This window comes from Pseudoalteromonas neustonica (assembly GCF_001653135.1).
In the GTDB taxonomy this organism is placed as follows: domain Bacteria; phylum Pseudomonadota; class Gammaproteobacteria; order Enterobacterales; family Alteromonadaceae; genus Pseudoalteromonas; species Pseudoalteromonas neustonica.
In genome coordinates this window covers 241,074-264,565 of sequence record NZ_BDDS01000001.1, presented here as the reverse complement: position 1 = coordinate 264,565, position 23,492 = coordinate 241,074, and the positions used below count along the sequence as shown (strand labels likewise).

Annotated in this window: 24 protein-coding genes; 4 read left to right on the top strand and 20 right to left on the bottom strand. The window is 39.3% G+C overall.

The features are described from left to right. Positions 1-187: 187 nt before the first annotated feature. The 11 genes from nqrM to A7967_RS01110 all read right to left on the bottom strand — a co-directional run bounded on the left by nqrM (position 188) and on the right by A7967_RS01110 (position 10,045). Positions 188-400, bottom strand: coding sequence for a (Na+)-NQR maturation NqrM (gene nqrM, locus A7967_RS01160; protein ID WP_054205558.1), 213 nt, complete (start codon positions 398-400; stop codon positions 188-190). A gap of 82 nt (positions 401-482) precedes the next feature. After that, the gene (locus A7967_RS01155; protein WP_054205557.1) at positions 483-1,511 is read right to left on the bottom strand and encodes an FAD:protein FMN transferase; all 1,029 of its coding nucleotides are present in this window, start codon (positions 1,509-1,511) and stop codon (positions 483-485) included. A 102-nt stretch (positions 1,512-1,613) separates the two neighbouring features. Beyond that, entirely contained in the window at positions 1,614-2,843 is a 1,230-nt protein-coding gene (gene nqrF, locus A7967_RS01150; RefSeq protein WP_054205556.1) for an NADH:ubiquinone reductase (Na(+)-transporting) subunit F, read from the bottom strand. A gap of 19 nt (positions 2,844-2,862) precedes the next feature. After that, positions 2,863-3,471 (bottom strand): NADH:ubiquinone reductase (Na(+)-transporting) subunit E, encoded by a 609-nt coding sequence (gene nqrE, locus A7967_RS01145; RefSeq protein ID WP_054205555.1) that lies wholly within the window; start codon positions 3,469-3,471, stop codon positions 2,863-2,865. Between the two features lie 10 nt (positions 3,472-3,481). Further along, the gene (locus A7967_RS01140; RefSeq protein ID WP_054205554.1) at positions 3,482-4,114 is read right to left on the bottom strand and encodes an NADH:ubiquinone reductase (Na(+)-transporting) subunit D; all 633 of its coding nucleotides are present in this window, start codon (positions 4,112-4,114) and stop codon (positions 3,482-3,484) included. Beyond that, positions 4,114-4,863 (bottom strand): Na(+)-translocating NADH-quinone reductase subunit C, encoded by a 750-nt coding sequence (locus A7967_RS01135; protein WP_054205553.1) that lies wholly within the window; start codon positions 4,861-4,863, stop codon positions 4,114-4,116. Before A7967_RS01135 ends, A7967_RS01140 begins: the two co-directional genes overlap by 1 nt. Continuing rightward, entirely contained in the window at positions 4,856-6,058 is a 1,203-nt protein-coding gene (locus A7967_RS01130; RefSeq protein WP_054205552.1) for an NADH:ubiquinone reductase (Na(+)-transporting) subunit B, read from the bottom strand. Before A7967_RS01130 ends, A7967_RS01135 begins: the two co-directional genes overlap by 8 nt. A gap of 3 nt (positions 6,059-6,061) precedes the next feature. Further along, positions 6,062-7,405 (bottom strand): Na(+)-translocating NADH-quinone reductase subunit A, encoded by a 1,344-nt coding sequence (locus A7967_RS01125; RefSeq protein ID WP_054205618.1) that lies wholly within the window; start codon positions 7,403-7,405, stop codon positions 6,062-6,064. A gap of 375 nt (positions 7,406-7,780) precedes the next feature. After that, positions 7,781-8,974, bottom strand: coding sequence for an enoyl-ACP reductase FabV (gene fabV / locus A7967_RS01120; protein WP_054205551.1), 1,194 nt, complete (start codon positions 8,972-8,974; stop codon positions 7,781-7,783). A gap of 100 nt (positions 8,975-9,074) precedes the next feature. Next, positions 9,075-9,386: a BolA family protein gene (locus tag A7967_RS01115; RefSeq protein WP_054205550.1), complete on the bottom strand. Its 312-nt coding sequence runs from the start codon at positions 9,384-9,386 to the stop codon at positions 9,075-9,077. Positions 9,387-9,445: 59 nt separating this feature from the next. Further along, the gene (locus tag A7967_RS01110; RefSeq protein WP_054205549.1) at positions 9,446-10,045 is read right to left on the bottom strand and encodes an alpha-ketoglutarate-dependent dioxygenase AlkB family protein; all 600 of its coding nucleotides are present in this window, start codon (positions 10,043-10,045) and stop codon (positions 9,446-9,448) included. Positions 10,046-10,087: 42 nt separating this feature from the next. On the opposite strand from A7967_RS01110, the gene A7967_RS01105 reads away from it, so the two are divergent. From A7967_RS01105 to A7967_RS01090, 4 genes are read left to right on the top strand one after another with little or no spacing between them, the layout of a single operon-like run. After that, a complete protein-coding gene (locus A7967_RS01105) occupies positions 10,088-11,236 on the top strand; it encodes a methyltransferase (protein WP_054205548.1) in 1,149 nt (382 codons plus the stop codon). 5 nt (positions 11,237-11,241) lie between these two features. After that, positions 11,242-11,793, top strand: a complete 552-nt coding sequence (locus A7967_RS01100) for a YajG family lipoprotein (RefSeq protein ID WP_212760619.1) — start codon at positions 11,242-11,244, stop codon at positions 11,791-11,793. A gap of 2 nt (positions 11,794-11,795) precedes the next feature. Then, complete coding sequence (locus A7967_RS01095) at positions 11,796-12,416, top strand: peptidylprolyl isomerase (RefSeq protein ID WP_054205546.1); 621 nt, start codon at positions 11,796-11,798, stop codon at positions 12,414-12,416. Positions 12,417-12,466: 50 nt separating this feature from the next. Then, positions 12,467-13,858: an AmpG family muropeptide MFS transporter gene (locus tag A7967_RS01090; protein WP_054205545.1), complete on the top strand. Its 1,392-nt coding sequence runs from the start codon at positions 12,467-12,469 to the stop codon at positions 13,856-13,858. Positions 13,859-13,954: 96 nt separating this feature from the next. Here the strand turns inward: A7967_RS01090 and A7967_RS01085 are convergent, their stop codons facing one another. From A7967_RS01085 to A7967_RS01045, 9 genes are all read right to left on the bottom strand, one after another. Then, positions 13,955-14,200, bottom strand: coding sequence for a helix-turn-helix domain-containing protein (locus A7967_RS01085; RefSeq protein ID WP_054205544.1), 246 nt, complete (start codon positions 14,198-14,200; stop codon positions 13,955-13,957). Positions 14,201-15,426: 1,226 nt separating this feature from the next. Next, positions 15,427-15,765: an iron-sulfur cluster insertion protein ErpA gene (erpA, locus tag A7967_RS01080; RefSeq protein ID WP_054205543.1), complete on the bottom strand. Its 339-nt coding sequence runs from the start codon at positions 15,763-15,765 to the stop codon at positions 15,427-15,429. A 249-nt stretch (positions 15,766-16,014) separates the two neighbouring features. Then, positions 16,015-16,413 carry a diacylglycerol kinase gene (locus A7967_RS01075; protein ID WP_054205617.1) on the bottom strand — a complete coding sequence of 133 codons (399 nt, stop codon included), beginning with the start codon at positions 16,411-16,413 and terminating at the stop codon, positions 16,015-16,017. 29 nt (positions 16,414-16,442) lie between these two features. Continuing rightward, positions 16,443-18,146 (bottom strand): ShlB/FhaC/HecB family hemolysin secretion/activation protein, encoded by a 1,704-nt coding sequence (locus A7967_RS01070; protein ID WP_054205542.1) that lies wholly within the window; start codon positions 18,144-18,146, stop codon positions 16,443-16,445. Continuing rightward, positions 18,143-19,822 (bottom strand): phosphoethanolamine transferase, encoded by a 1,680-nt coding sequence (locus A7967_RS01065; RefSeq protein ID WP_054205616.1) that lies wholly within the window; start codon positions 19,820-19,822, stop codon positions 18,143-18,145. Before A7967_RS01065 ends, A7967_RS01070 begins: the two co-directional genes overlap by 4 nt. Positions 19,823-20,129: 307 nt before the next feature. Next, positions 20,130-21,422, bottom strand: a complete 1,293-nt coding sequence (locus A7967_RS01060) for an ATP-binding protein (RefSeq protein WP_054205541.1) — start codon at positions 21,420-21,422, stop codon at positions 20,130-20,132. Position 21,423: 1 nt separating this feature from the next. Continuing rightward, positions 21,424-22,143, bottom strand: coding sequence for a winged helix-turn-helix domain-containing protein (locus A7967_RS01055; protein WP_054205540.1), 720 nt, complete (start codon positions 22,141-22,143; stop codon positions 21,424-21,426). Then, complete coding sequence (locus tag A7967_RS01050; RefSeq protein ID WP_082379045.1) at positions 22,140-22,574, bottom strand: DUF3019 domain-containing protein; 435 nt, start codon at positions 22,572-22,574, stop codon at positions 22,140-22,142. The genes A7967_RS01055 and A7967_RS01050 overlap by 4 nt, the downstream gene beginning before the upstream one ends. Before the next feature lie 11 nt (positions 22,575-22,585). Beyond that, a complete protein-coding gene (locus tag A7967_RS01045; RefSeq protein ID WP_054205539.1) occupies positions 22,586-23,419 on the bottom strand; it encodes a MipA/OmpV family protein in 834 nt (277 codons plus the stop codon). Between the last annotated feature and the right edge of the window lie 73 nt (positions 23,420-23,492).

Genomic DNA, 23,492 nt, shown 5'->3' with positions numbered 1-23,492 from the left:
CGTTTTAATCAGGTTTTAAAACGGTAAGTTGATGTACTCGTAGATACCCAAGTTACCTGAAGGTGCGAGTGTCATTGGACTTAAAAGCGATTTAGATATTGATTGAGGTGTGGTCGTTAAATGTGCAAGTAAAACAAAAAACGCCTTTTAAAGGCGTTTTTAAATCTGTAGTTTTATCTGCCACAGCTTATAATATTTGGTTTTCTTTCCAAACTTGCTCTTTGGCCATCCGCTTTTTGCGCTTGTCACATGGGTCATCGCAATCACAGGCTTTATCAATGCCTACAGAGCCAAGACCGCCACAACTACTGGCCATAGATTTCTTTTGTACTACCATACCCACAGCCATCGCAGCGACGATTAAAAGTAGTAAACCAAAAGTAAGAAGAAAAAGTGACATTGCTTAGCCCCTATTGATCAGCAATAAAATAATACCCAACAAGTTGCTGGGCTGACTGTATTATAAACTGATTTAAACCGCGCTACAAATAGGGTTTAAATGCAGGGCTAGAATAAGTGACTAAACCATCTTCTGATTTAGCAATCAGATAAACGGGTAAATCATGCTCCTGTGCATAAGCTTTTGCTTTTTCCATCCCCATTACAGTCAATGCTGTTGCAAGGCCATCTGCGGTCATTGCTGATGGGTGTAACACGGTCACAGAAACAAGATCATGACGACTTGGCATACCCGTTACTGGATCGATTAAATGGCTGTAAGTCACGCCCTCCATTTCGTAAAAAATACGATAGTCACCCGAGGTAGCAATACCATTATTTCCTGGAGCCAAAACCTTATGTACTTTGCGAACACCGAGCTCGGTATCAGGCTGCTCAATAGCGATACGCCAATCTAGATCATTAGGCTTTTTACCTGAAACTCTAAGCTCACCGCCAATTTCAACCATGTAGTTCGTTAAGCCATGGCTCTCTAGTAACTCTGCTACCTTATCAATACCATAGCCTTTTGCCGTGGCAGAAAATGATAGCGCTAAGCCATCGATTGATTTAGCTAAACCTTGATCTGTTAATATCAACTTATCAACACCAATTTTAGCAATCATTGCTAACAGTGCTTCATTAGTTGGTCGCTTAGTGGGCTTTTTATCAGGGCCAAAACCCCATAAATCAATTAATGGTCCCATAGTCACATCAAGGGTTTTAGTTGATTTCCCTAAGCGAATTGATTCACTGACTACAGCTCTAAAGTCACTACTGATAGGCATTACTTCGCCTGCTGGTAAACGGTTAAATTGATTTATTTCAGAGTCCTTAATGTACGTAGACATGGATAAATTAATGTCTTTCAATAACTGTGTTACTTCAGGCAACAAGTTAAGCGAGGCTAGTTTTTCTTGCTCGGCAAATACTTTAATGTGATAAGTTGTGCCCATCGTTTTACCTTCAAGGTATAACTCTTGCGGCTCATTTTTACCACAACCAGATATGAGTAAAGTGAGAGTAAGAAAAAATATGGCAATTAATGCCTGCGGGTGAAAAACTCTATTCATAGCAGCCTACTCAGGTTAAATTTTAAATATAAAAAAGCCCCGTAGCATTAGTTACTACGAGGCTGATATTCTAACCAAAACTAAATTGTTTTGATATGGGTGTTAGCCACCGAAATCATCTAATAAGATATTTTCGTCTTCAACACCTAAGTCTTTCAACATAGTGATAACAGCAGCGTTCATCATTGGAGGACCACACATGTAGAACTCACAATCTTCCGGCGCTTCATGTTCTTTAAGATAGTTCTCAAATAACACGTTATGGATAAAGCCAGTATAGCCTTCCCAGTTATCTTCTGGTTGTGGATCTGAAAGCGCTGTATGCCATACAAAGTTAGGGTTTTCAGCGGCTAAGCCGTCAAAATCTTCAACGTAGAACATTTCACGTCTAGAACGTGCACCATACCAGAAACTCATCTTACGCTTAGAGTTCAAACGTTTAAGTTGGTCAAAGATATGTGAACGCATAGGCGCCATACCAGCACCACCACCAACAAAGACCATTTCAGCGTCAGTATCTTTTGCAAAGAACTCACCAAATGGGCCAGAGATAGTTACTTTATCACCTTCTTTAAGTGACCAAATGTACGATGACATTTTACCACAAGGTAAGCTTAAGTCTCTTGGAGGCGGCGCAGCGATACGCACGTTAAGCATGATGATGCCTTCTTCTTCTGGGTAGTTAGCCATTGAGTAAGCACGAATTGTTTCTTCGTCTACTTTAGACTCCAGCTTGAAGAAACCAAAATGGTTCCAATCGCCACGGTACTCTTCAGGTACATCGAAATCAGCATATTTAACGTGATGTGCAGGGGCTTCAATTTGAATATAACCACCGGCACGAAACGGTACTGACTCGCCATCAGGTATTTGTAGTTTAAGCTCTTTAATGAACGTTGCTTTGTTATCGTTAGAGATAACTTCACAATCCCATTTTTTAACACCGAAAATTGACTCTTCAAGTTCAATTTCCATGTCGTTTTTAACATTTACCTGACACGCTAAACGACAGCCTTCACGGGCTTCACCTTTAGAGATGTGATCAAGTTCAGTTGGTAAGATATCGCCGCCACCAGAGTGAATGTGTACACGACACTGACCACAAGAGCCACCGCCACCACATGCAGATGATACGAAAATACCTGACTCAGATAGTGCACCTAATAGCTTACTACCTGCTGATGTTGTAATGGCTTTCTCTGGATCGCCATTTACGCCGATGATGATGTCACCGCTTGCAACTAACTTAGATTTAGCACCAATGATGACTAAAACTAGCAGTACAACGATAGCGATGAAAACACCAACGCCTAAGAAAATCTCATAACTCATGATTTATCCTCGCTACCTATTAAAGTGAAATACCAGAGAATGACATAAAGCCAAGACCCATTAAACCAACAGTGATAAAGGTAATACCTAAACCACGTAGGCCGTCTGGCACGTCTGAATACTTCATTTTCTCACGGATACCAGCAAGTAAAGTAATTGCCAGCGCCCAACCCACACCAGAACCGATACCATAAACCACTGATTCAGTGAAGTTATAGTTACGTTCAACCATGAAAGATACTGCACCAAAGATTGCACAGTTAACTGTGATCAATGGTAGGAAGATACCTAACGCGTTATAAAGTGCTGGGAAGAACTTATCTAATGCCATTTCAAGAATTTGTACAAGTGCTGCAATAACACCGATGAATGTCAAGAAACGTAAGAAGCTAAGATCCGCTTCTGGGTAACCAAGCCACTCAAGTGCACCAGGTGCCAGAACTGCATGATAAACCAAGTTGTTAACTGGTACTGAGATACCCAGTACCACGATAACTGCTACACCTAGGCCGATAGACGTTGTTACTTTCTTTGATACTGCAAGGAAAGTACACATACCTAGGAAGAAGGCTAAAGCTAAGTTTTCAATGAAAACTGCTTTTACGAATAAACTTATATAATGTTCCACAGTCTGCCCCTTACCCTTTCGCTTCTACTTGGTCTTTCTTATAAGTACGAAGTACCCAAATGAATAAACCAATGATGAAGAATGCACTAGGCGGTAAAATCAATAGACCCATAGGTTGATACCAACCACCATCTTGTACAAGAGGGATGATTTCAGCACCAAACAATGTACCTTTACCAAATAGCTCACGAATAAAGCCAACTGTCAGTAGCACAACTGAGTAGCCTAAACCATTACCGATACCATCAAGGAACGACATAAGTGGCGGCGACTTCATCGCGTATGCTTCAGCACGACCCATTACGATACAGTTAGTAATGATTAGGCCAACGAATACAGATAGCTCTTTTGCCGTAGCATAAGAGAACGCTTGTAGTACTTGGTCAACAACAATTACCAATGACGCAATAATAGTCATTTGCACGATGATACGTACAGATGACGGGATCTGGTTACGGATCATTGAGATAAATAAACTTGAAAAAGCCGTTACCAAGGTCAATGCAATTGACATGATTAATGCATTTTTTAAGCTAGATGTTACCGCAAGCGCAGAACAAACACCGAGAACTTGGAGCGCAATCGGGTTATTAGCAAAGACCGGACCAAACAGAACCGATTTCATTTCTTTTGTATCAGCCATTATTTCAATGCTCCTTCACGTACTCTCGCTAGGAAAGGGCCAAAGCCGTTTTCACCAGTCCAGAAGTCAATTGCATGATCAACACCGTTTGAGGTTAAAGTTGCACCTGATAGACCATCAATTTGATGTTCATTTTTAGCACCGCTTTTTACTATATCAACGGGTAATGCTTTACCTTGAAATGAAGCAGTCCATTGTGGGTTTTGAATTTCCCCACCCAGGCCAGGTGTTTCATTATGCTTATAAAAGTTAATATCTTTAACTGTTTCGCCATCGCTTTCAAGTGCAACAAAGCCATACATAACACCCCAAAGACCATAGCCTTGGATTGGTAAAATGATTGCATCAGTTGAACCGTCAGCTTTTTTAGAAATGTAAACTGGTGACTCTGTAGTCATACGCTGAATGCCTGCGATATCTTTGATACCGTTTGCTTTTAGTGCAAAACTAATTTTTTGGTCAAATTTACTTTTCTCGAAATCAAAAGTATTTGGGTCAGTGTCAACAAACTCACCAGTTTTCATATTAACAACACGCGCTTCGATTTTTGCATTGAAAGTATCAGAGATATTTTCAACAGCATCGATACCCGCTGCTGCTAAGATATTCTTTTGAATATCCTGCGTTTTGTTAGCTTGCTGCAATGGGCGAAGCTGAACTGAAGCAAACGATACAATGATTGCACACACTAAACATAGTGCTACAACAACAGATAGCGTTTTGCCGATTGATTCGTTATTACTAGACATTACGTGCCAACCTCCGCTTGATATTAGCCTGCACTACGAAGTGATCGAATAATGGTGCAAATAAGTTAGCAAATAAGATTGCTAGCATCATACCCTCTGGGAATGCAGGGTTAATTACACGGATCATTACAACCATTACGCCAATTAGTGCGCCATACGCAAATTTTGCTTTATCTGTAAATGCCGCTGACACTGGGTCTGTCGCCATAAAGAACATACCAAAAGCAAAACCACCAAGTACAAAGTGCCAATGCCAAGGCATTGCAAATACAGGGTTAGTGTCAGATCCAACTGCATTTAATAAGAATGCTGTTGCAACCATACCCAAGAATACACCTAGCACAATGCGCCAAGAAGCAATTCGAACGTAGATTAAGAACAAGCCACCAATCATCACTGCAAGGGTAGATGTTTCACCGACTGAACCTTGAATGAAACCGTAGAACGCATCCCACCAAAGAGCTATGTTGCTGTAATCAAGAGAACCAACAAACGCTTGACCTAGCATAGTTGCACCAGAGAACGAGTCTACTGCTGTCCATACTGTGTCACCTGAGATTTGTGCAGGGTATGCGAAGAATAAAAACGCACGGCCAGCTAATGCAGGATTTAAGAAGTTACGACCAGTACCACCAAAAATTTCTTTAGCGATTACTACACCGAATGTAATACCTAGTGCAACTTGCCACAAAGGAATGGTTGCAGGCAAGATAAGTGCAAATAAAACAGAGGTTACGAAGAAACCTTCGTTAACTTCATGCTTACGCACTGAAGCAAATATAACTTCCCAAAAACCACCTACAGCAAATGTTACTGCGTAAATAGGTAGGAAGAAACAGGCTCCGTAAAACATTTTAGCGCCCCAGCCGGAAGCAGCGGTTAATTCACCACCAAACATCTGGAACAGGCCAACTTGCCAAGTATTTGCTAGCTCAAAACCTTGTGCTAATGCACCAGCGGCCTGATGACCGATATTGAACATACCAAAAAACATTGCAGGGAACGTCGCCATCCACACTAAAATCATCATGCGTTTTAGGTCGATGTTGTCACGAACGTGTGTCGCGCCTTTATTTACGTAACCCGGGGTATAAAAAATAGTTGCAGCTGCTTCATACAGCGCATAGAATTTTTCATGTTTACCACCGGCTTCAAAATGCGGCTCGATATCTTCTAGAAATTTCTTTAAACCCATCTCTTAGCCTTCCTTCTCGATCGTAGTCAAGCAATCGCGTAGGATTGAACCATACTCGTATTTGCCTGGACAAACGAAGGTACATAACGCTAAATCTTCTTCATCAAGTTCAAGCGCACCCAAAGAAATTGCACCATCTAAATCACGTGCAATTAAATCACGTAATAATAGCGTAGGTAGAATATCTAAAGGCATAACTCGCTCATAGTTACCAAGTGGAACCATGGCGCGCTTTGAACCACCTGTTGACGTTGTCATTTTGAACAAACGACTCGGCGTAAGGTGTGATAAGAAAGTACGTGTCACAGAGAATTTATCACTACCTGGACGGATCCAGCCAAACAACTCTTTCTCACGACCTTCAAGTAATACAGATACTTGAACATGGTAGCGACCTAAGAATGCTTGCGGACCAGCAGAAGTAGCACCCGCTAATACCGAACCAGAAATAACACGGTTATCACCATCTTCTAATTCGCCAGCAACTAAATCATCTAATGCTGCACCCAATTGAGTTTTCACTAAACGTGGGTTTTTAACACGCGGACCAGCAAGCGAAACAACACGATCTGTGAAGATTTCACCAGTAAGGAATAAATTACCAAAGGCGATAACGTCTTGGTAACCAATATGCCAAACTTGTTTGCTAGCAGAAACAGCGTCTAAGTGATGGATATGTGTGCCAACAAGGCCAGCCGGATGTACGCCACCAAACTCATGTACTTCTACTTGAGGAATTGATGAACTAGGTACTTGGCTACCTGCTTGTTTACAAACAAATACTTTACCATCGGTCAAACGCGATACAACAGCTAATCCTGCTTCGAATGCTTGCACATGCTCAGCAATAATAACCGCAGGATCTGCAGCTAAAGGGTTAGTGTCTATTGCAGTAACAAAGACAGAGCTAGGATTTGCATCCACAGCGGCAACTTTGCTGAATGGGCGAGCACGTAGTGCTGTCCATTGACCAGACTGGATAAGTACTTCTTTGGCTTTTTCACGATCGAGGCTCGAAAGCTGCTCAGCCGAAAAAGAGTCAAAGGTGATTTGCTCACTGGCGTTTACTTCGATAACGACAGATTGCAGCACACGTTTTGCACCACGATTAATTTCTTTTACTGTACCAGAAGCTGGGGCAGTAAATAATACACCTGGGTTCTTTTTATCTTCAAAAAGTACCTGGCCTTTTTTAACTTGGTCATCCACACGAACATGCATGGTTGGACGCATACCAATAAACTCTTCACCTAGCACAGCTACACGTTTGACGGTAGAACCATCATGAATAACTTGCTGAGGTGCGCCCTCTATGGGTAAGTCCAGACCTTTTTTTATGTTGATCATACGCACTTGCACTACATTAACGGAAAGAAACTGAAAAATCGAACCAACCACGTCGCTTCTTTTAGTAATCTCAAGCTAAATTCAAGATAACAAAGAACCACCTGTCAAATTACAAGACAAGCAACGCAGTAAAAAACTTCTCACATATATTGCCCGAATTTTAACATCAATCAGGGTCACTATGCGAGTCTAAATATGAAATTTATACGACAGGAGCGCTTATTTAGCTCAATAGATGCATTTGAATAAAATTCAATATAGACCAAAGTGCTATTGCTTGCGAGGTAGGATGAAAATTAAACAGCAATTAATCAAAAATTAAAACTTAAAGACAAAAAAAGTCGCCTAAGCGACTTTTCTATTCATGATTATTGATCAATCTATCATGTTTGCGATTGGTGCTACTGAATCTACATCTTGTTCGTAATCAACTGTGTCGATACCAAAACCGAATAAACGTAAAAATTCATTGTGGTACCCCACGTAATCAGTTAATTCGTCAATTGTTTCTGTTGTTACGCAATCCCATACTGTTTGAATTCGGGCTTGAACATCATCTTCCAACTCTTTGTAGTTTTGGAATAAATGACCACCGTCATCAAAACGTGGTGACTCGCCATATAAATTTTCAGTGAACAATGCGTGAATTTGTTCAATCGTGCCTTCATATGTTCCATCCGCTTTCATTACTTTAAATAAAGCAGAGATATAAAGCGGCATAATAGGAATAGCAGAACTTGCTTGCGTTACTACCGCATTTAATGATGATACGTATGCTTCGCCATTTAATGCTTTGGTTGATTCTTTAATAGCAACTGTTGCGCGATCTAGATCTTCTTTCGCTTTACCAATTGTCGCATGACCATATATTGGCCACGTTAATTCTTTACCGATGTATGTATAAGCACTGGTTTTAAAGTTATCAGCTAAAACGTCAGCTTCTTTAAGTGCTTCTATCCACATTTCCCAATCTTCACCACCCATCACTTTAATCGTGTTGTCGATATCATCTTGATTTGCGGCCTCGACTGTAATGTCGTCAATTTCACGTTTTGATGTATTTAAGTTTTTGGTCGTAACTGCATTCCCAATTGGCTTAAGTGTTGAAGAATACACTTCACCTGTATTTGGATCTGTGCGACGAGGAGATGCAAGACTATAGATGATTAGATCAACTTTACCTAAATCAGCTTTAATTGTATCAATCGCTTTTTGTTTGATTTCGTTTGAAAACGCATCGCCATTAATATTTTTAGACCATAAGCCTTCAGCGTCAGCTGCGGCTTGAAATGCAGCGGTGTTATACCAACCAGCTGAACCTGTTTTACGCTCTGTGCCTTCTTTTTCGAAGAAGATACCTAATGTTTTAGCACCGCCACCAAATGCAGCAGTAATACGAGATGCAAGGCCATAGCCTGTTGACGCACCGATAACTAACACATTTTTAGGTGCATTTTTTAATGCGCCTTGCTGTTTTACATAGTTAATTTGTTCTTGTACGTGCTCTGCACAACCTACTGGGTGGGCGTTAGTACAGATGAAACCGCGAATTTTAGGCTTAATGACCATTGATCATCCTATATCTATCTCAATAAAAATTAGCGCTAGTTTAAAGGCTAATTGTAAAAATACAGGTCTGATCAGTAATAGTTACTCTCAGACCTGGCCGTTAATCTAATTTTGATCCACCTAAACAATTTGGCGAGTCAGCAACTTGGCCGTTATGTTCACTAAATTCTGTCGGTGTAAATGTATGAATTGCCAATGCGTGAATATGATTAGCCAACTCATCTTTTAAAATCTCATTAATTTGACGATGACGTTGCAGCAAACGCTTACCGCTAAACTCTTCACTGACTACTATAACTTTAAAATGAGAGTCAGTACCACGACTATGCATGTGGCTTTCGTTCACTACATTTAGATGCTTGCAAGCAATCGCATCTGCTAGTTTGGTTTCAATTTGCTGTTGCATTGACATAATTAGTCACTTAAAAACATGTTTATAGGTTCACTATAACAAGTAAGCCTATAAATTGGCTAGCTAGGCGTTGGTAAAATGTATCTAAAAGTCAAACTTATACGGGGGTGAGCTAAGGTTGTTTGTTTTGGTATGGCGTGTTGGTAATCACGCTGACTATCGCCATGCATTATTAAAGTACTGCCGCTGTGTAACTTTAAGTCAGTTACTTTATTTGTCGCTTTATGCTTAAGCTTTAGCACCCGCTCGGCGCCAAGTGAAACACAAACGATTGTTGGCTTTGGGCCTAGTTCAATTTCGTCATCACTGTGCCAGCCCATCGTATCGCAACCATCGCGGTAATAATTAACAAGTAATGAATTTAAAGGCTGCTTTAAATGACGCTCTAAACGTTCTCGCATAGCTAATAAAATAACAGGCCAAGGCTCGATAATTAATTTACTGTGTGAGTACCCATATTCAATCTCATTATCACTGATAAAGCATTGTAAGCGCGGTATTGGGCCTGTTCGTCCATATACTGTTGTACTGGGTTGTTGCCAAGGTAAATTTTGCTGTAAATGATAGAATAAATTGAGACTTTTTTGCGCACTCAGCGTCATTCTTTGATAAGAAAAGCCATTTGGTAACTGTTGGGGGTTGGCGTTTGGCCGTTGCATGTTAGAATTTACCTATCATTTGATTACTGATCACTAACTATTATGACCACGCAAGCACAGTTCGGCGATAAAAAATTTACTCTTGAACGTTTTCCTCTCGATCAAAAAAATCGCAGCTTACAAGCTTGGGATTCTGCTGACGAGTACCTAATTGACTATGTTACGGAGCATTATCCTGATTGTCGATCTTTGCTGATCCTAAATGATAGCTTTGGCGCGTTATCTTGTTATTTTAGCAAACAACAGTTAACAGTTTGTTCAGTAAACGACTCTTATATTAGTCACCAAGCAGCGGCATATAATTTAGCAGAAAATAAAATTCCAAGCACAACATTTAGCCAACTAGATAGTTTATCTGCTTTGCCTGAACAAGTTGACTTAGTTATTTTAAAAGTGCCGCGCACATTAGCTTTTTTACAATACCAGCTATCAGAACTCAGTGAAGTGCTTGCACCAGGAACACCGGTTATTGGTGCAGCTAAAACGAAAGACGTACATAACTCGACCATTAAAGCATTTGAACAATTTATTGGTGAAACAAAAACCAGTTTAGCTGTGAAAAAATCACGTTTGGTAATTAGCCAAGCACAAGGCGGTTATAAGCCTGCAGACTTCCCTGTGAGCTGGCCTCTTGAGGGAACTGATTTTACCATTAGTAATCATGCGAATGTGTTCTCTCGCGACTCGCTGGATATTGGTGCAAGATTCTTTTTTGATTACTTACCGCAAACCAATAAAGCTAAACGTATTATTGATTTGGGCTGTGGTAACGGTGTTGTTGGTTTAATGACTTTATCACGCTGCCCTAATGCAGAAGTCACGTTTGTTGATGAGTCATATATGGCTGTTGAATCAGCACGTTTAACCGTTGAGCTAAATATGGAAAACAAGTTTGAACAATGTGCATTCATCGAAAACGATTGCTTAACTGGTTTTGAACGTGAAAGTGTTGATATCGTGCTATGTAATCCGCCTTTTCATCAAGCGCAAGCGGTTACCGATCACATCGCATGGCAAATGTTTAAACAAGCTAAGGATACGTTAAAAAATGGCGGTGAATTACGCATTATTGGTAATCGCCATTTAGACTATCACGATAAACTAAATCGCATGTTTGGTAATTGTCAGTTGCTCGGTTCAAATAAAAAGTTTGTCGTATTAAGTGCAACCAAAAATGATGGAATGTTATAAAAGTGATGAAATACATTTTGCCTTGCTGTGCTTTATTAGCACTGTCGGCCTGTAGTAGTCAGCCTAACCAGATGATCTTAAACCCGGTCTATCAAGGGGGGAAATTAAGCTCAATAAATAATAGCGTGAGCACCAGTGTGATTGATTTACGTGGCGATCCAGCCACCTTAAAGTTAATCAAATCAGACAAAACTCAAACTATTGCCAGCCCAGGGCTGACTGCATCATTAAAAAGTGCCTTAGATAGCGCATTAAGTCGTAATGGTGCCAGCATTTCGAACCTTGCAACCACGCGTTTTGAAGTGGATATTCATACCCTGCAAGCCGTTGTGAGCGAAAAAATGGTTTCTCACACTAGCAATGCAAAAGTTGAATTAGGCGTGCGAGTTATTCGTAGCGATAGTAATTTTAGTAAAGTTTACCGCGGTACAGCCAATTTTGATGGCCCACTAAGTCACGACAGAGCTAAAGTTGAAGGTCAGCTCAATAAGTTGACTGTGCAGTTAATAACACGCATGGTATCAGATCCTGAATTACTCGCATTTTTAGAAGGTTAAGTATGAAACGTCTATTTTTATTATGTGCATTATTAGTGTTTAGTCAAAACCCCATTGCTGCGACTGAGGGACGTTTTGTGCAAAAAGATAATATGTTTCCACGCGTGGAAATCACGACCACAATGGGAAAAGTAATTATTGAAATGGATCGCTCAAAAGCGCCAATTACAGTTAATAACTTTCTCACCTATGTAATGGACGGCAGCTATAAAGGCACTGTATTCCACCGAGTAGAACGTGACGTTGAAAACGAACGTGACTTTGTAATACAAGGCGGTGGCTACGATAAAGAGTACGATGGCGTTTATGAAGGTGAGCCAATTTTTAACGAAAGCGGTAACGGTTCAAAAAACGATATGTACAGCATTGCTATGGCTTATCAAGATCGTCAGCCACACTCAGGGACTCGTCAGTTCTTTTTCAATATGGATGATAATGATCATTTAAATCCTGGTAGAGAATGGGGTTTTTCAGTATTTGGCATGGTGATGGATGGATACGAAACACTCGATAAAATTATGCAAGTTGAAACCGGTTTTAATGAAAAAATTGGTTATGATTTTGTGCCTAAAGAACCCATTATTATTTTAAATATTGCCGTATTAGAGCCCACTCCTCTGTAATACTTAATCATGGGGCTCACAGCCCCTACAACTTTGCCAATGAAGGCGTTATGAAAAGCAACTTATCTATTTCTGAATATTTTTCTTACTTTAAAGACAAACGTCTGATCAACGTATTCATTTTTGGTATGAGTAGCGGCTTTCCATGGGTTCTCATCGGCTCTGTTATGTCAGCATGGCTCAAAGATGAGGGCCTTAGCAGAAGTATGATCGGTCTATTTGGTATAGTGTTTGGCGCATACAGTATTAACTTTTTATGGTCCCCTTTGGTCGATAGAGTCAAACTTCCTCTACTTTATAACTGGCTCGGTCAACGACGCAGTTGGATCTTATTTTGCCAGTGTTTTATTTTACTTGGCGTCATCTTGCTCGCGGGACTCGATATTACGGCGCATTTAGGTATCGCTGCGGCTTTATGTTTACTCATTGCCATTGCTTCTGCCACTCAAGATATCGCTATTGATGCTTTTCGTATAGATACCCTCGATGAAAACGAAAGCCATAAAGCAACTGCGGCTGCGGCTATGGCAACCTCAGGATGGTGGAGTGGTTATGCACTACTCGGTGCAATTCCATTTTATATGGCTGATATGCCAAATATTGACTGGCCACAAGTCTATTACTTTTTAGCAGGGTTAATGCTGCTACTTATGAGTTGTGTTTTTTGGGCTAAAGAGCCGAAATCGAACCGCGAAGCAGTACACGCTGAGCTTGAACGCATTTATCAAGCAAAACTGGCATCCACTCACGACAACCATATGTCAAAAATATTTGCATGGTTGGCTGTCACTGTGATCGACCCATTTAAAACCTTCTTTGCACGCAATGGCGTAAAAACAGCGCTCGCCTTACTTGCTTTTATCTTCTTATTTAAAATTGGTGAAGCATTTTTAGCGCGTATGTCGATCGTGTTTTATAAAGAAGTTGGTTTTTCTAATACACAAATAGCAAACTACTCAAAATTAGGAACAGGCATAATTACAATTGTTTTTGCGTTTTTAGGCAGTATTTTTAACCATAAATACGGGATCGTAAAAGGCTTATTTATTAGTGGTGTTGCAATGGCAGCGTCTAACCTCATGTTCTCATGGATCGCACTAGCAGGCCCACAAGAGCACTTATATGCGATGGCTATTATTGTTGATGGCTTCACTCAAGCATGGTCGCTAGTCGCTATGGTAGCGTTTATATCTATGCTATGCGATCGTGCATTTAGTGCCACTCACTATGCATTATTAGCATCATTGGGGAATTTAGGGCGCACCTTACTTTCAAGTTACAGTGGTGTAGTGATTGATGATTGGTTAGGTGGAAATTGGTCGTTATTCTTTATTCTAACGGCGTTGATGGTACTACCATCATTAATATTCTTATACCTAATAAGACATAAGCTCTATCAATTAGAAAACAGTTATCATAGTAAAAGCGGAACGATAATTTAGATGTGGTGATAATTAAAATAACATGGGGCAAGGATTAAACAAATACTGTGCATCCTTGCACTTCTATTATAAACAGCTTAACAACGCGCTAAGCTTTTATAACTGATCTTCTTTTAGTAAACCTAACCCTTCATATGGGTCAACTTCTAACGCATCACAATAGCGCAAGAATTCAATTACATCTAAGCGACGCTCTTGATTTTCGATTTTACCAATAAATGAATGCGGAGTACCTAGTACTTGTGCCAGGCTACGCATAGTGTGACCTTTCTCATGGCGTTTGCTTTTTAGCCACTTAGTCAATCTTGAGTTTTCTTCTGAAGAAACTGTTTTACCCATCATAAAAAACATCTCCTACTAGATGATTTAAAATTAATTTAGTCTAAAAGTGAAATTTTGCCCGTCTCACTCTTGGATACATTATATACTATTCAGACTCATGTGAAATAACTAATTTCAAAAAAGAACCTTTTACAGGAACGAGTTATTACAAGAAATACATGAGTTGCAAAATGAGCAACAATAGACCTATTTAATGATTCGTTCCTCTTTAATGTAACAAATTATTTATATAATGAAACTATTTTTAGGATAATAAATTTAAACACTAAAAATCAACAACTTAAAATCAAACAAAAATACATATTTAACTCGGAGAACAAGAAATGTTTCGTTTACTGTTTTTATTACCTATTATCCTATGCGTTATTTGGTACTTTTTTCTTAACAAAAATGGTGTCCCAATCAAGCAGGGAAAAAAAGGGTTTATATACATATTAGTATTTTCGACCCTTGTATTAAGTTTCTTTATTTTAATGATACAAGTCACTCACCATAAATAGTGAGTGACTTAGTCAATTTCCACTTAACTACACTCGCGTAACATTAAAAAGAAATGAGTAAAATAAGGGTTAAAACGGTGGCAAAGGTTAAACCCTGCACAGCCACTGCACTGGCTCGTTGTATTGACTATTATGTTGAAGGAGTGCCAAAATCGATTGTTCTATTAAATAAATCAATATTGATCTGTAATACCTTTAGAGCGTGCTGACCTTTGTGGATTGAAATTTGCTCAATCTAGGGGCGATTTAATCGCGGCGCGTGGTTTATAACCTAGCGGGCTCGATAACTGCTCCTGCGTTATTCTACTGGCTCACATCCATGTGAGAATAAGTAAAAATCGAGCAAAGCTTCCGCGCCTGCGTAAGACATTATAAGTGACTATTAGTATCATATTGTTATTCACAACAATCTTCGCTAGTGTAATCACCTAAATCATTCAAAATGCTGCTGCACAATTTATCGAGTTCTGATTTGCCGTAAAATAACAGTGTTTTTATATTTTGAGCCACTAAGCTTTATAATTTACAACTTTATCAGCCTACGCAGACTATTTACTTTTGCCTGTGAGTCTTGCTACTGAGTAAATATTTTCAGCCCAGCGCTTCCTTTTAGGTGTAATAAAAAATCTAAGGCTTTACGATAATAACCTTTGCGTTTACCACTTTTTATAGATTTTAAGCAATAAAAAAGCCGCTATTAAGCGGCTTTCGTATACAAATAACGATTTAAACGCTGAAACTAGCGCCACACCCGCAGGTGGTTGTTGCATTTGGGTTAGAAACAAAAAAGCGTGCGCCTTCAAGTCCTTCAGTGTAATCAACTACACCATCAACCAAATACTGTATACTCATTGGATCAACCACTAAGGTGACGCCATTTTTTACGATCTCTAAATCGCCTGGGTTTGCTTTTTCATCAAAAGTAAAACCATACTGGAAACCAGAACAACCACCGCCGGTTACATAAACACGCAGTTTTAGTTCAGGGTTTTCTTCTTCATCAATTAACTGTTTAACACGAACCGCAGCTGCATCGCTAAACTTAATCGGTAATTCTTCTGACATACCAAGACCCTCAATTCCTACATTGATCGGATTATCTAATACCCGAGTGTTTTAATCAAGTATAGCGTTTATTTACTAAGCGCGAATACCTATAAATGATTAGGGCGTGTTAACCTTTGTGGATTGAAATTTCCAAACACACTGCTGTAAAATAAATCACGAAAGGTTAACACGCCCTAAAGTAACCGCCCATCGTTTTAAGTCAAAAATAGCACTGCTTGTGGTTTACTCTTTAAACACTGCTCATTATTAAAATGAATAACTGTAAATGGCATATCCCCACACCGCTGAGAATAAACCTAACGCGATAAAAACAGCAGCTGATCCCATGTCTTTGGCTCGACCAATCAATATATTGTGATCTAATGTTACTGCATCAGCCAGCGCCTCAAGAGCTGAGTTAATTATTTCGGCAAATAAAATAAATACCAAACTACTGATCAATAAAAATAAATGGCTAATAGATGATGACAACACAACAGCAAAAGGCAGCAATATTATACTCATAATAAGCTCCTGTCTAAATGCTGATTCGTGCTGCCATGCGGCTATCACGCCTTTATATGAGCAATGTGTCGCTTTGATGATTCGAGTAAACCCTTTGCCGTTTGGTTTGTTCACACTATGTATCGTATTGACGTTTTTCATCACTTTTCCTTCTGTTAACTGAAATAAATTTAAAGGCTCTGCTTTACTTGCACGCGCCATTGCCAACTATCCACATTACGACCTGTTGTAAGTGGTTTTATAATATCCATATGGATCACGTTGCCTTCACTTGAATGTGATGAAAATAATCTTGCACCAATGCCAATGCTCTGCAGTGTTTCATCAGTACTGTTAGTCGCAAATGATTCACCCCATGCTTTACCGCTATCAGCAAATGCCGCCCAAGCAACATTGACTAATTGATACAACTCCCAATGAGGGTTGTAACGTAGCTCTGCGGTTGCTGACCATAGATTGTCACCATGTTGATATTGCTGTGCATATCCACAAACTCCAGTGTCTCCACCTAAAGTAAGCGGTTCATCGTAATATTGATTTTTTTCTGCTCGCCACTGCGCTTTAAAATAACCAGCCCAACGAGGGGTTAGATATTGATACACCTCTAATTCAGTAGCTAACGCCTGATGATTGGGTTGATCTTTGCGCCAATAAACTTTATTACTAGTAGAGAGCAGGATGAGCGTATTTTGCCATTGCACACCTTTTGACAGAATATTTTCAACGTGAATACCTTTGCTGTCGTCTGAATTTAATGAGCTAATATCCACTCCTATTTTGCTCATCAATTGCCAGCCCAAATTAATATCTTCGCGATGATCAATAAAACGAATATTAGAAAATGTCTGATAGTCTGCTTGGCTATACTCCATGCCTATCCAAGGAAAGGTAAAGCCTCTATCTGATGGTAGCTCAGTGAGTATTGTGCTGTTTAAATTTTCAAAATGATGTCGCTCTTTATTCATTCCAAAATGCATACGTGCGGCGCTTAATTTATGCTGGGTAATTAAATGCCCATATGCCAGAGCAAACTGGTCAACATCATGAGAAAATTGCCATGCTAAAGTCCCGTTTTGATAAATGCTGTCGCGGCGATTCTCCTTGAATATCGATGCAGAATGTTGCTGCTTTGATGATTGCTGATAAAAAGGCTTTGAATAAGCTAAATAGGTCTTTTGTCCATCATCGTTATCAGCAAACTCAAATTCTAGAGTTGATTGCTTAGGAAAGTTAAGCGGCATGCTGAAAGTAACTTGATAGCCTGAACGCAAATGGTCTTTTTTATATTGTACGCCAGCATGAATACCTAGACCGAGAAAGTTATCTTCTTTAAAACCAAAGGCATATTTATTATTGCCTGCTCGTCGGCCAAAACTGATATACGGTACGAGTGACCAGGTATCCCATGTTTCAACTTTAAGTTCATTTTCTAGCGAGTCCTCACAACCTGCGACTAAGCTGACTCGGCTTTTACGTAAGAATGAATATTGGTTTAGAATACGTTCAGCCTCAACAAACTGCGCGCGAGAAATGACTTCAGCTTGTACAAAAGGAAGTAGTTTTTTCACAACGTGCTGCTGGGTATTAATATGTAACCAATTCGCTAAGCTATGTATATAAAAGCTATTGGATTGTGTTTCATCAAACAAAGGGTGACTAACAAAAGTAAGCTTATCAAGCGTAAATGGCTCTTCACTAGCGGCAACTGCTGTACACTCAACCTCCTGACTACTTATCGTAATACTATTAATAAACAATATGATAAAGCTTAGTTTAATGCTTTTCTTAGTTAGTTTTTTTAAACAATTATTCAGCTCGCCCCCTAAATAAAATACACATACCTGTAGCCGCAAAAACAAGCTTATAGTTTTCATTTATTGCCCCCTTCTGGCTTTAGATAAAAAAGAGGCGGGGTAACTTTAAACTCGTCAGCTATATTGACCTTTACTTCAAACAGCGAGAGGAGTGTATTGGCAATTGCATCATGTGAATGAGCGTGATCTTGGTGCAATTTTGTTTTTTCAATATCAATATAAGGCGCAGAAGACCAAGAAATTATTGGCACATGGGTTTGTGCATCCGGTGCAAATGCATAAGGCATACCATGCAAATAAAGCCCATTTTCACCAAGAGACTCGCCATGATCACTGACATACAACATCACGGTATTATATTGCGCAGCATTGGCTTGCAAAAGTTTGATTACTTCTGCCAAAAAATGGTCCGTATAACGAATGGCATTGTCATATGCATTAACTATTTCGTGTTTGCTACACTCTGATAGCTCTGCCGATTCGCAAGCAGGTGTGAAAAATTCAAAATCAGCTGGATAACGCTTAAAATAAGCAGGTCCGTGATTACCCATTTGATGTAAAACAATCAGTGTGTCTTGGGTTTGTTGGTCAATGTATTGCTGTAAATTGACCAACATGCCAACATCGCGGCATTCCACATCACATAGTGTATTAACCTCTGAACGGCGATAGCTTTGATACGCCAACCTATCAGCAACCCCCTTTGAGCTAGAATTATTGTCGCGCCAACTTACTCGTACTGAGCTTGCAGCGAGTACATCAAGGATATTTTGAGTGCTCTTAGCCTCACTCACAGTAAAATCATCGCGACCGAAGAATGAAAACATACAAGGCACAGACACAGCGGTTGATGTACCGCAAGAGCTCACTTGGCTAAAATTAATTAACCCCACTTGCTTTGACATATTTGGCGTTGTGTCACGAGGATAGCCATTTAAAGTAAGGTGATCAGCTCGGACCGCCTCACCGACCACTAAAATCATTAATTTAGGCTTTAATGTACTGCTACTTTTGCTTATTTTCGTCGTGAGAGTTCTAAACTCTTTGGTGTTTACCGATACGATTTGTTCGGCTAAATAATCTAGTGCTGAATAAATTGGATATAAAGGATTAGTATAATAACGCAGCTCCTTATGTAGGCGAAAAAAGCTAGTATATTGAGCACTAAAAGGCGCGATAAGTATGGGGATCAACATCATAATCGCCGTAATACTCAAAACTTGCTGACGTAACCGCTGTTGCCAAGTAGTTCTTTTCACTTGAATTAACAACAATAGGGCTGCGGGTAAAATCGCCATAAAAATGATTCTACTGAACAACCCTAAATTAACTATTTCTTGTGCTTCAGCGAAATTCGTTTCAACAATATTTTGGATCATCGTTTTATCTATCAGCACCCCTAACACAACGCCATAATAATCAACCATTGCAGCAATCAATAGCATCACCAACACCACTATTTTGACTGGTAGCAAAATATTAAGAACAAACATAACGAAAATAATCAGACTAAAAAGCAGCAAGCTTAACGAGATAATAAAACTTAGATTTCCTTGCCAAGGATATAAAGCATCAAGCTTGTCAAAGAACACCGTATTCGCCATTAAAACGATAAATACACAGCTGACAAGCAATAAAATAAAAGGGGAAATAACAAGTCGTTTTTTAACCTCTTCGAGCCGTTCATTTAATAAGTAAAATTTTGATAATAAATAAGTAAATGTTTTTTTTTGCATGATTTTTATAGCCAATTCCATTGTAGGAAAATAGCTTAGCGTGATGAAAAAATGAGTGCTGTATGAAGATGTTGTAATGTGTACAGGTACACATTACAAATTTATAAAATGTAGCTTTATGTAGGAATTTGTTGTGTTCAGCTCTTTTATTGAGGGATTTAACTTGATAACAACTTTTTTATATTCAATGCTTTAAAAAGCTAATTTAAACCGCTAAACTTTTTAAAGGGAGTATTGGATATACAGTATCTGAGTAAGCACCCTAAACTCAGGTTAAGTAGTTTATAACGATGAGTTTTTCGTCTAATTAGGCTGGTGTTCGGTTAAATACCACCGTAAACTTAGCTCCCCCTAATAGCTCTGACTGGCTAATAGATACTTTACCACCATGCCACGCAGCAACTCTCACAACGATTGCCAACCCCATGCCATAACCTTGCTGTATAGCGTTGCTTTCTCCTCGAGTAAAGGGCTTAAATACTTGTTCGCGCATTTCTTTTGAAATACCAGGGCCATCATCTGCAATACACATAACCACATTATTGCGTGTTTGCTGCGTTGTTATCTTTACTTGCTTAGTAGCATATTGCTGTGCATTTGACAGTAGATTATTAATTAGCATAGATAAGTAATTTTCATCACCATCGATGACTATTTTTTCCTTGGCTAATTCGGTTATATCCATTGCAACCGAGCAAACATCGCTTGAAGTGAGACTGCACACAACTGATTTTATCAAGGTATTTAAATTAAGCGGTAAACGTTTAACTTTAATCATTTTTTGCTCTAAGCTGGCGTAATTAAGTAAAACGGCAACGAGGTTTTCCATCTCTTGAATATCTCGACTCAAATGACGGACATACTTTTCTTTATTTTTTGGATTGTTTGTTTCACCCAAGGCTTCAATACCAAAACGCAATCGCGCTAGCGGGGTTCGTAAATCATGTGACACCGCATTACTTAATAATTTATTATCTTTAATCAACGTGTTTATCTGTTCAGCCATAAAGTTAAACTCATTTTCAATATCAACTATGTAAGATGAGTTTGAAACCCTAATACGAGCAGAGAAATCCCCTTCACCAAAGCGTTTTGCCGTGCTTCTGAGTAACTGTAACCGCTTAACTAAAGGGTAAAGCCAAATGAAGGCACACAGTAGAATCCCTGCATAAAATACGGTTGTTAAAATTATTTGTAGAGCAAGATTATCTTGTTGTTTGGCTTGTTGTGGGATACCCAGTGTCAATACTTGCTGCTGAGACTGTAATAGCTTATTCACGGTGATCAACTCAGCTGATTCAAGAACCAGTGGATCCCCCTGATTAAAGCTTTTTCTTAAGCTAATTGGTAAAGGAAACTCAGTTAAAGGCGTTAACGTCAGTTGCTGTTGGTTTTGCTGTTGCCACATTGCTACAAATTGTACAACGTTGTCGGTTTTTTCAAGTGTATTCGCCAATGAGGTAATTATTTGCTTATAAGTGCTAAATTCATCCGTGTGCTTTTTATCTTGGTATTCATTAAAAAAACTATCTAAGCCCCAACCTAAAAAGATGATGGCGGTAAATATTGCGATAACCAATGAGAATGTTAATTTCTTCACATTAAGACCAAGCGTCGGCTACAAGCAAATAACCTTTACCCCACACGGTTTTGATCCTGTATGGATTATTGGCGTCATCACCAAGCTTTTTACGTAATCTAGATATAACAATATCAACACGGCGGTCAAATCCATCATAGTCAATACCATTTAACTGGTGAAACAATTCCGTGCGATTAACCACTTGCCCCGCTGATTGCGCTAAATACCAAAGTAAATCAAATTCGTTAGATGAAATAGCGACAGACTGTCCGTGTAGTTTAGTTGCCCGAGAGTTAGCATTAATACTAAGCTGGCCAAGCTGTATTTGGTTTTCGCTTACATTTGCTGTGTTAGCATTGGTTTTTACGCGCCGTAGTAAAGCTTTAATTCGAGATAATAATACCCGCGGTTTCACCGGTTTGGTTACATAATCATCAGCGCCTAATTCGAGCCCTAATATTTCGTCCATTTCATCATCACGGGCTGTCATCATTAAAATGGGTCCTTGATAAAAGTTACGAGCCTCTTTGCACACATCAAAACCATCTTTTACAGGCAACATAATATCTAGCACAACAAGCTCTGGCATATCGGCCTTAATCAATTCAACCGCTACATCCCCTCGATTAACCAAAGTTACTAAGTAACCATGCTCTGTTAAATAATCACTAAACCACTCAGCCAATGACATATCATCTTCAACTAGCATGATGTGCTGGCGGGGTATTTCTTCAATCAAAATAACTTCCAACTTGATTTGGGCCGTTTAGAGGATTCGAATACCCATGACACAGTGATAATCGCGGTAGCGAGATTGCTGTCTTGCTTGCTTTTTCGCAGGGCGTAATGACGTGTTTTATCTGATTGAAAATCAAAACTAAATTCACCATTATTTATTTTCGTCCAGCACTTTAATCTATGCAATGTCGATAACTCTACTAAGCAATAATCCCCAAGTTCTACTTGATGCCATTTAAACGTGACCTGCTGGTAACACGTCTGCCCTTTTCGCAGTGCAACACAACGCTTAGGCGTCACAAGCAATTTGTTTTCATTAGGTAACGTATGGTTAGCAGCATACGCGTTATTCGTGATCAGTTGACATAGTAACAATAAGCTTAAGTATATAAACACTTTACTCTGTAGATTTTTTTGATTAGTTAGTATCATGATTTACTCACTTAAAATACATAACTAATGCTTGAACTGATGCCAGTATAAATGTCTTTTTGCTTATTAAATAATGGGCTTTCGTTGTACCCAAACTCTGACCCTACAAATATTTCAGAGCGGAATAACCAACTTTCTGAAAGTGGATAGGTTACTCCTAGTGACGAATCAAAATTAAGTGTTGATTTACCTGTAAATGGTTTGAAGTTAGTTCGGGCGGCTTCATCTTCTGACACACCATAATAATAATCATTGAGCTTAGCGTCTCTAAACGACAATCCAAATAAGCCATGAAAATTCAAGTTCCTCACTTGCCAGTTACGCCCAATAAGAGCCGAGGCAATAGTACCGCTATTTTCACTCGTTAAACCCTGCTTAAGAGTGAATTGCACAACATTCTCACCAATATAACCCGTTACTCTACCACCGAGCATGGTGTTGACATCTCGATCGTCAATACCTTCAAAATTAACTTGATTCTCTTTTTTTCTTAAACCTGTTCCCGGCCCGGTAAAAACAATATCAAATGACCAATTATTTTCAGCGTAAGCTGTGTAGCCAAAGACAAGCGAGTCAGGTGCTTGGTTAGCAAAGTCGATAAAGAAGTTGTGCCAATTATAACTGCCAATGAGTGTGGTACCGAGGTCGAGATCGTCGTCATGAGCATTAATCGTTGAACGATTAAATGTGCTCAAGCTTAAACCAACTTCAAAGAAGTTCTCAGGGGCACTACCTTGATCAATATTTAGACTTATTTCTCTGGTTAAATCTGCGGCATAACTAAAAGATGAACACAAAAAAGATAAAACAACTGCAGATAGGAGATGTTTGACAGATAAACACATTACGCGCCGACTTCCTTATTGATTAATCACCCATTCATTATATTCTTTGATAATCAAAAAAACGTATCAAGAT

Bases quoted from the DNA above. Each gene is read 5' to 3' on its own strand.
- A7967_RS01115 (WP_054205550.1), bottom strand. From the start codon at position 9,386: ATGTCAATGCAACAGCAAATTGAAACCAAACTAGCAGATGCGATTGCT.
- A7967_RS01130 (WP_054205552.1), bottom strand. From the start codon at position 6,058: ATGGGTTTAAAGAAATTTCTAGAAGATATCGAGCCGCATTTTGAAGCC.
- A7967_RS01100 (WP_212760619.1), top strand. From the start codon at position 11,242: ATGAAATACATTTTGCCTTGCTGTGCTTTATTAGCACTGTCGGCCTGT.
- A7967_RS01140 (WP_054205554.1), bottom strand. From the start codon at position 4,114: ATGGCTGATACAAAAGAAATGAAATCGGTTCTGTTTGGTCCGGTCTTT.
- fabV (WP_054205551.1), bottom strand. From the start codon at position 8,974: ATGGTCATTAAGCCTAAAATTCGCGGTTTCATCTGTACTAACGCCCAC.
- A7967_RS01135 (WP_054205553.1), bottom strand. From the start codon at position 4,863: ATGTCTAGTAATAACGAATCAATCGGCAAAACGCTATCTGTTGTTGTA.
- A7967_RS01075 (WP_054205617.1), bottom strand. From the start codon at position 16,413: ATGAAAAACGTCAATACGATACATAGTGTGAACAAACCAAACGGCAAA.
- A7967_RS01155 (WP_054205557.1), bottom strand. From the start codon at position 1,511: ATGAATAGAGTTTTTCACCCGCAGGCATTAATTGCCATATTTTTTCTT.
- A7967_RS01110 (WP_054205549.1), bottom strand. From the start codon at position 10,045: ATGCAACGGCCAAACGCCAACCCCCAACAGTTACCAAATGGCTTTTCT.
- A7967_RS01090 (WP_054205545.1), top strand. From the start codon at position 12,467: ATGAAAAGCAACTTATCTATTTCTGAATATTTTTCTTACTTTAAAGAC.
- A7967_RS01050 (WP_082379045.1), bottom strand. From the start codon at position 22,574: ATGATACTAACTAATCAAAAAAATCTACAGAGTAAAGTGTTTATATAC.
- erpA (WP_054205543.1), bottom strand. From the start codon at position 15,765: ATGTCAGAAGAATTACCGATTAAGTTTAGCGATGCAGCTGCGGTTCGT.
- A7967_RS01105 (WP_054205548.1), top strand. From the start codon at position 10,088: ATGACCACGCAAGCACAGTTCGGCGATAAAAAATTTACTCTTGAACGT.
- A7967_RS01125 (WP_054205618.1), bottom strand. From the start codon at position 7,405: ATGATCAACATAAAAAAAGGTCTGGACTTACCCATAGAGGGCGCACCT.
- A7967_RS01095 (WP_054205546.1), top strand. From the start codon at position 11,796: ATGAAACGTCTATTTTTATTATGTGCATTATTAGTGTTTAGTCAAAAC.
- A7967_RS01045 (WP_054205539.1), bottom strand. From the start codon at position 23,419: ATGTGTTTATCTGTCAAACATCTCCTATCTGCAGTTGTTTTATCTTTT.
- A7967_RS01065 (WP_054205616.1), bottom strand. From the start codon at position 19,822: ATGCAAAAAAAAACATTTACTTATTTATTATCAAAATTTTACTTATTA.
- nqrF (WP_054205556.1), bottom strand. From the start codon at position 2,843: ATGAGTTATGAGATTTTCTTAGGCGTTGGTGTTTTCATCGCTATCGTT.
- A7967_RS01070 (WP_054205542.1), bottom strand. From the start codon at position 18,146: ATGAAAACTATAAGCTTGTTTTTGCGGCTACAGGTATGTGTATTTTAT.
- nqrM (WP_054205558.1), bottom strand. From the start codon at position 400: ATGTCACTTTTTCTTCTTACTTTTGGTTTACTACTTTTAATCGTCGCT.
- A7967_RS01085 (WP_054205544.1), bottom strand. From the start codon at position 14,200: ATGATGGGTAAAACAGTTTCTTCAGAAGAAAACTCAAGATTGACTAAG.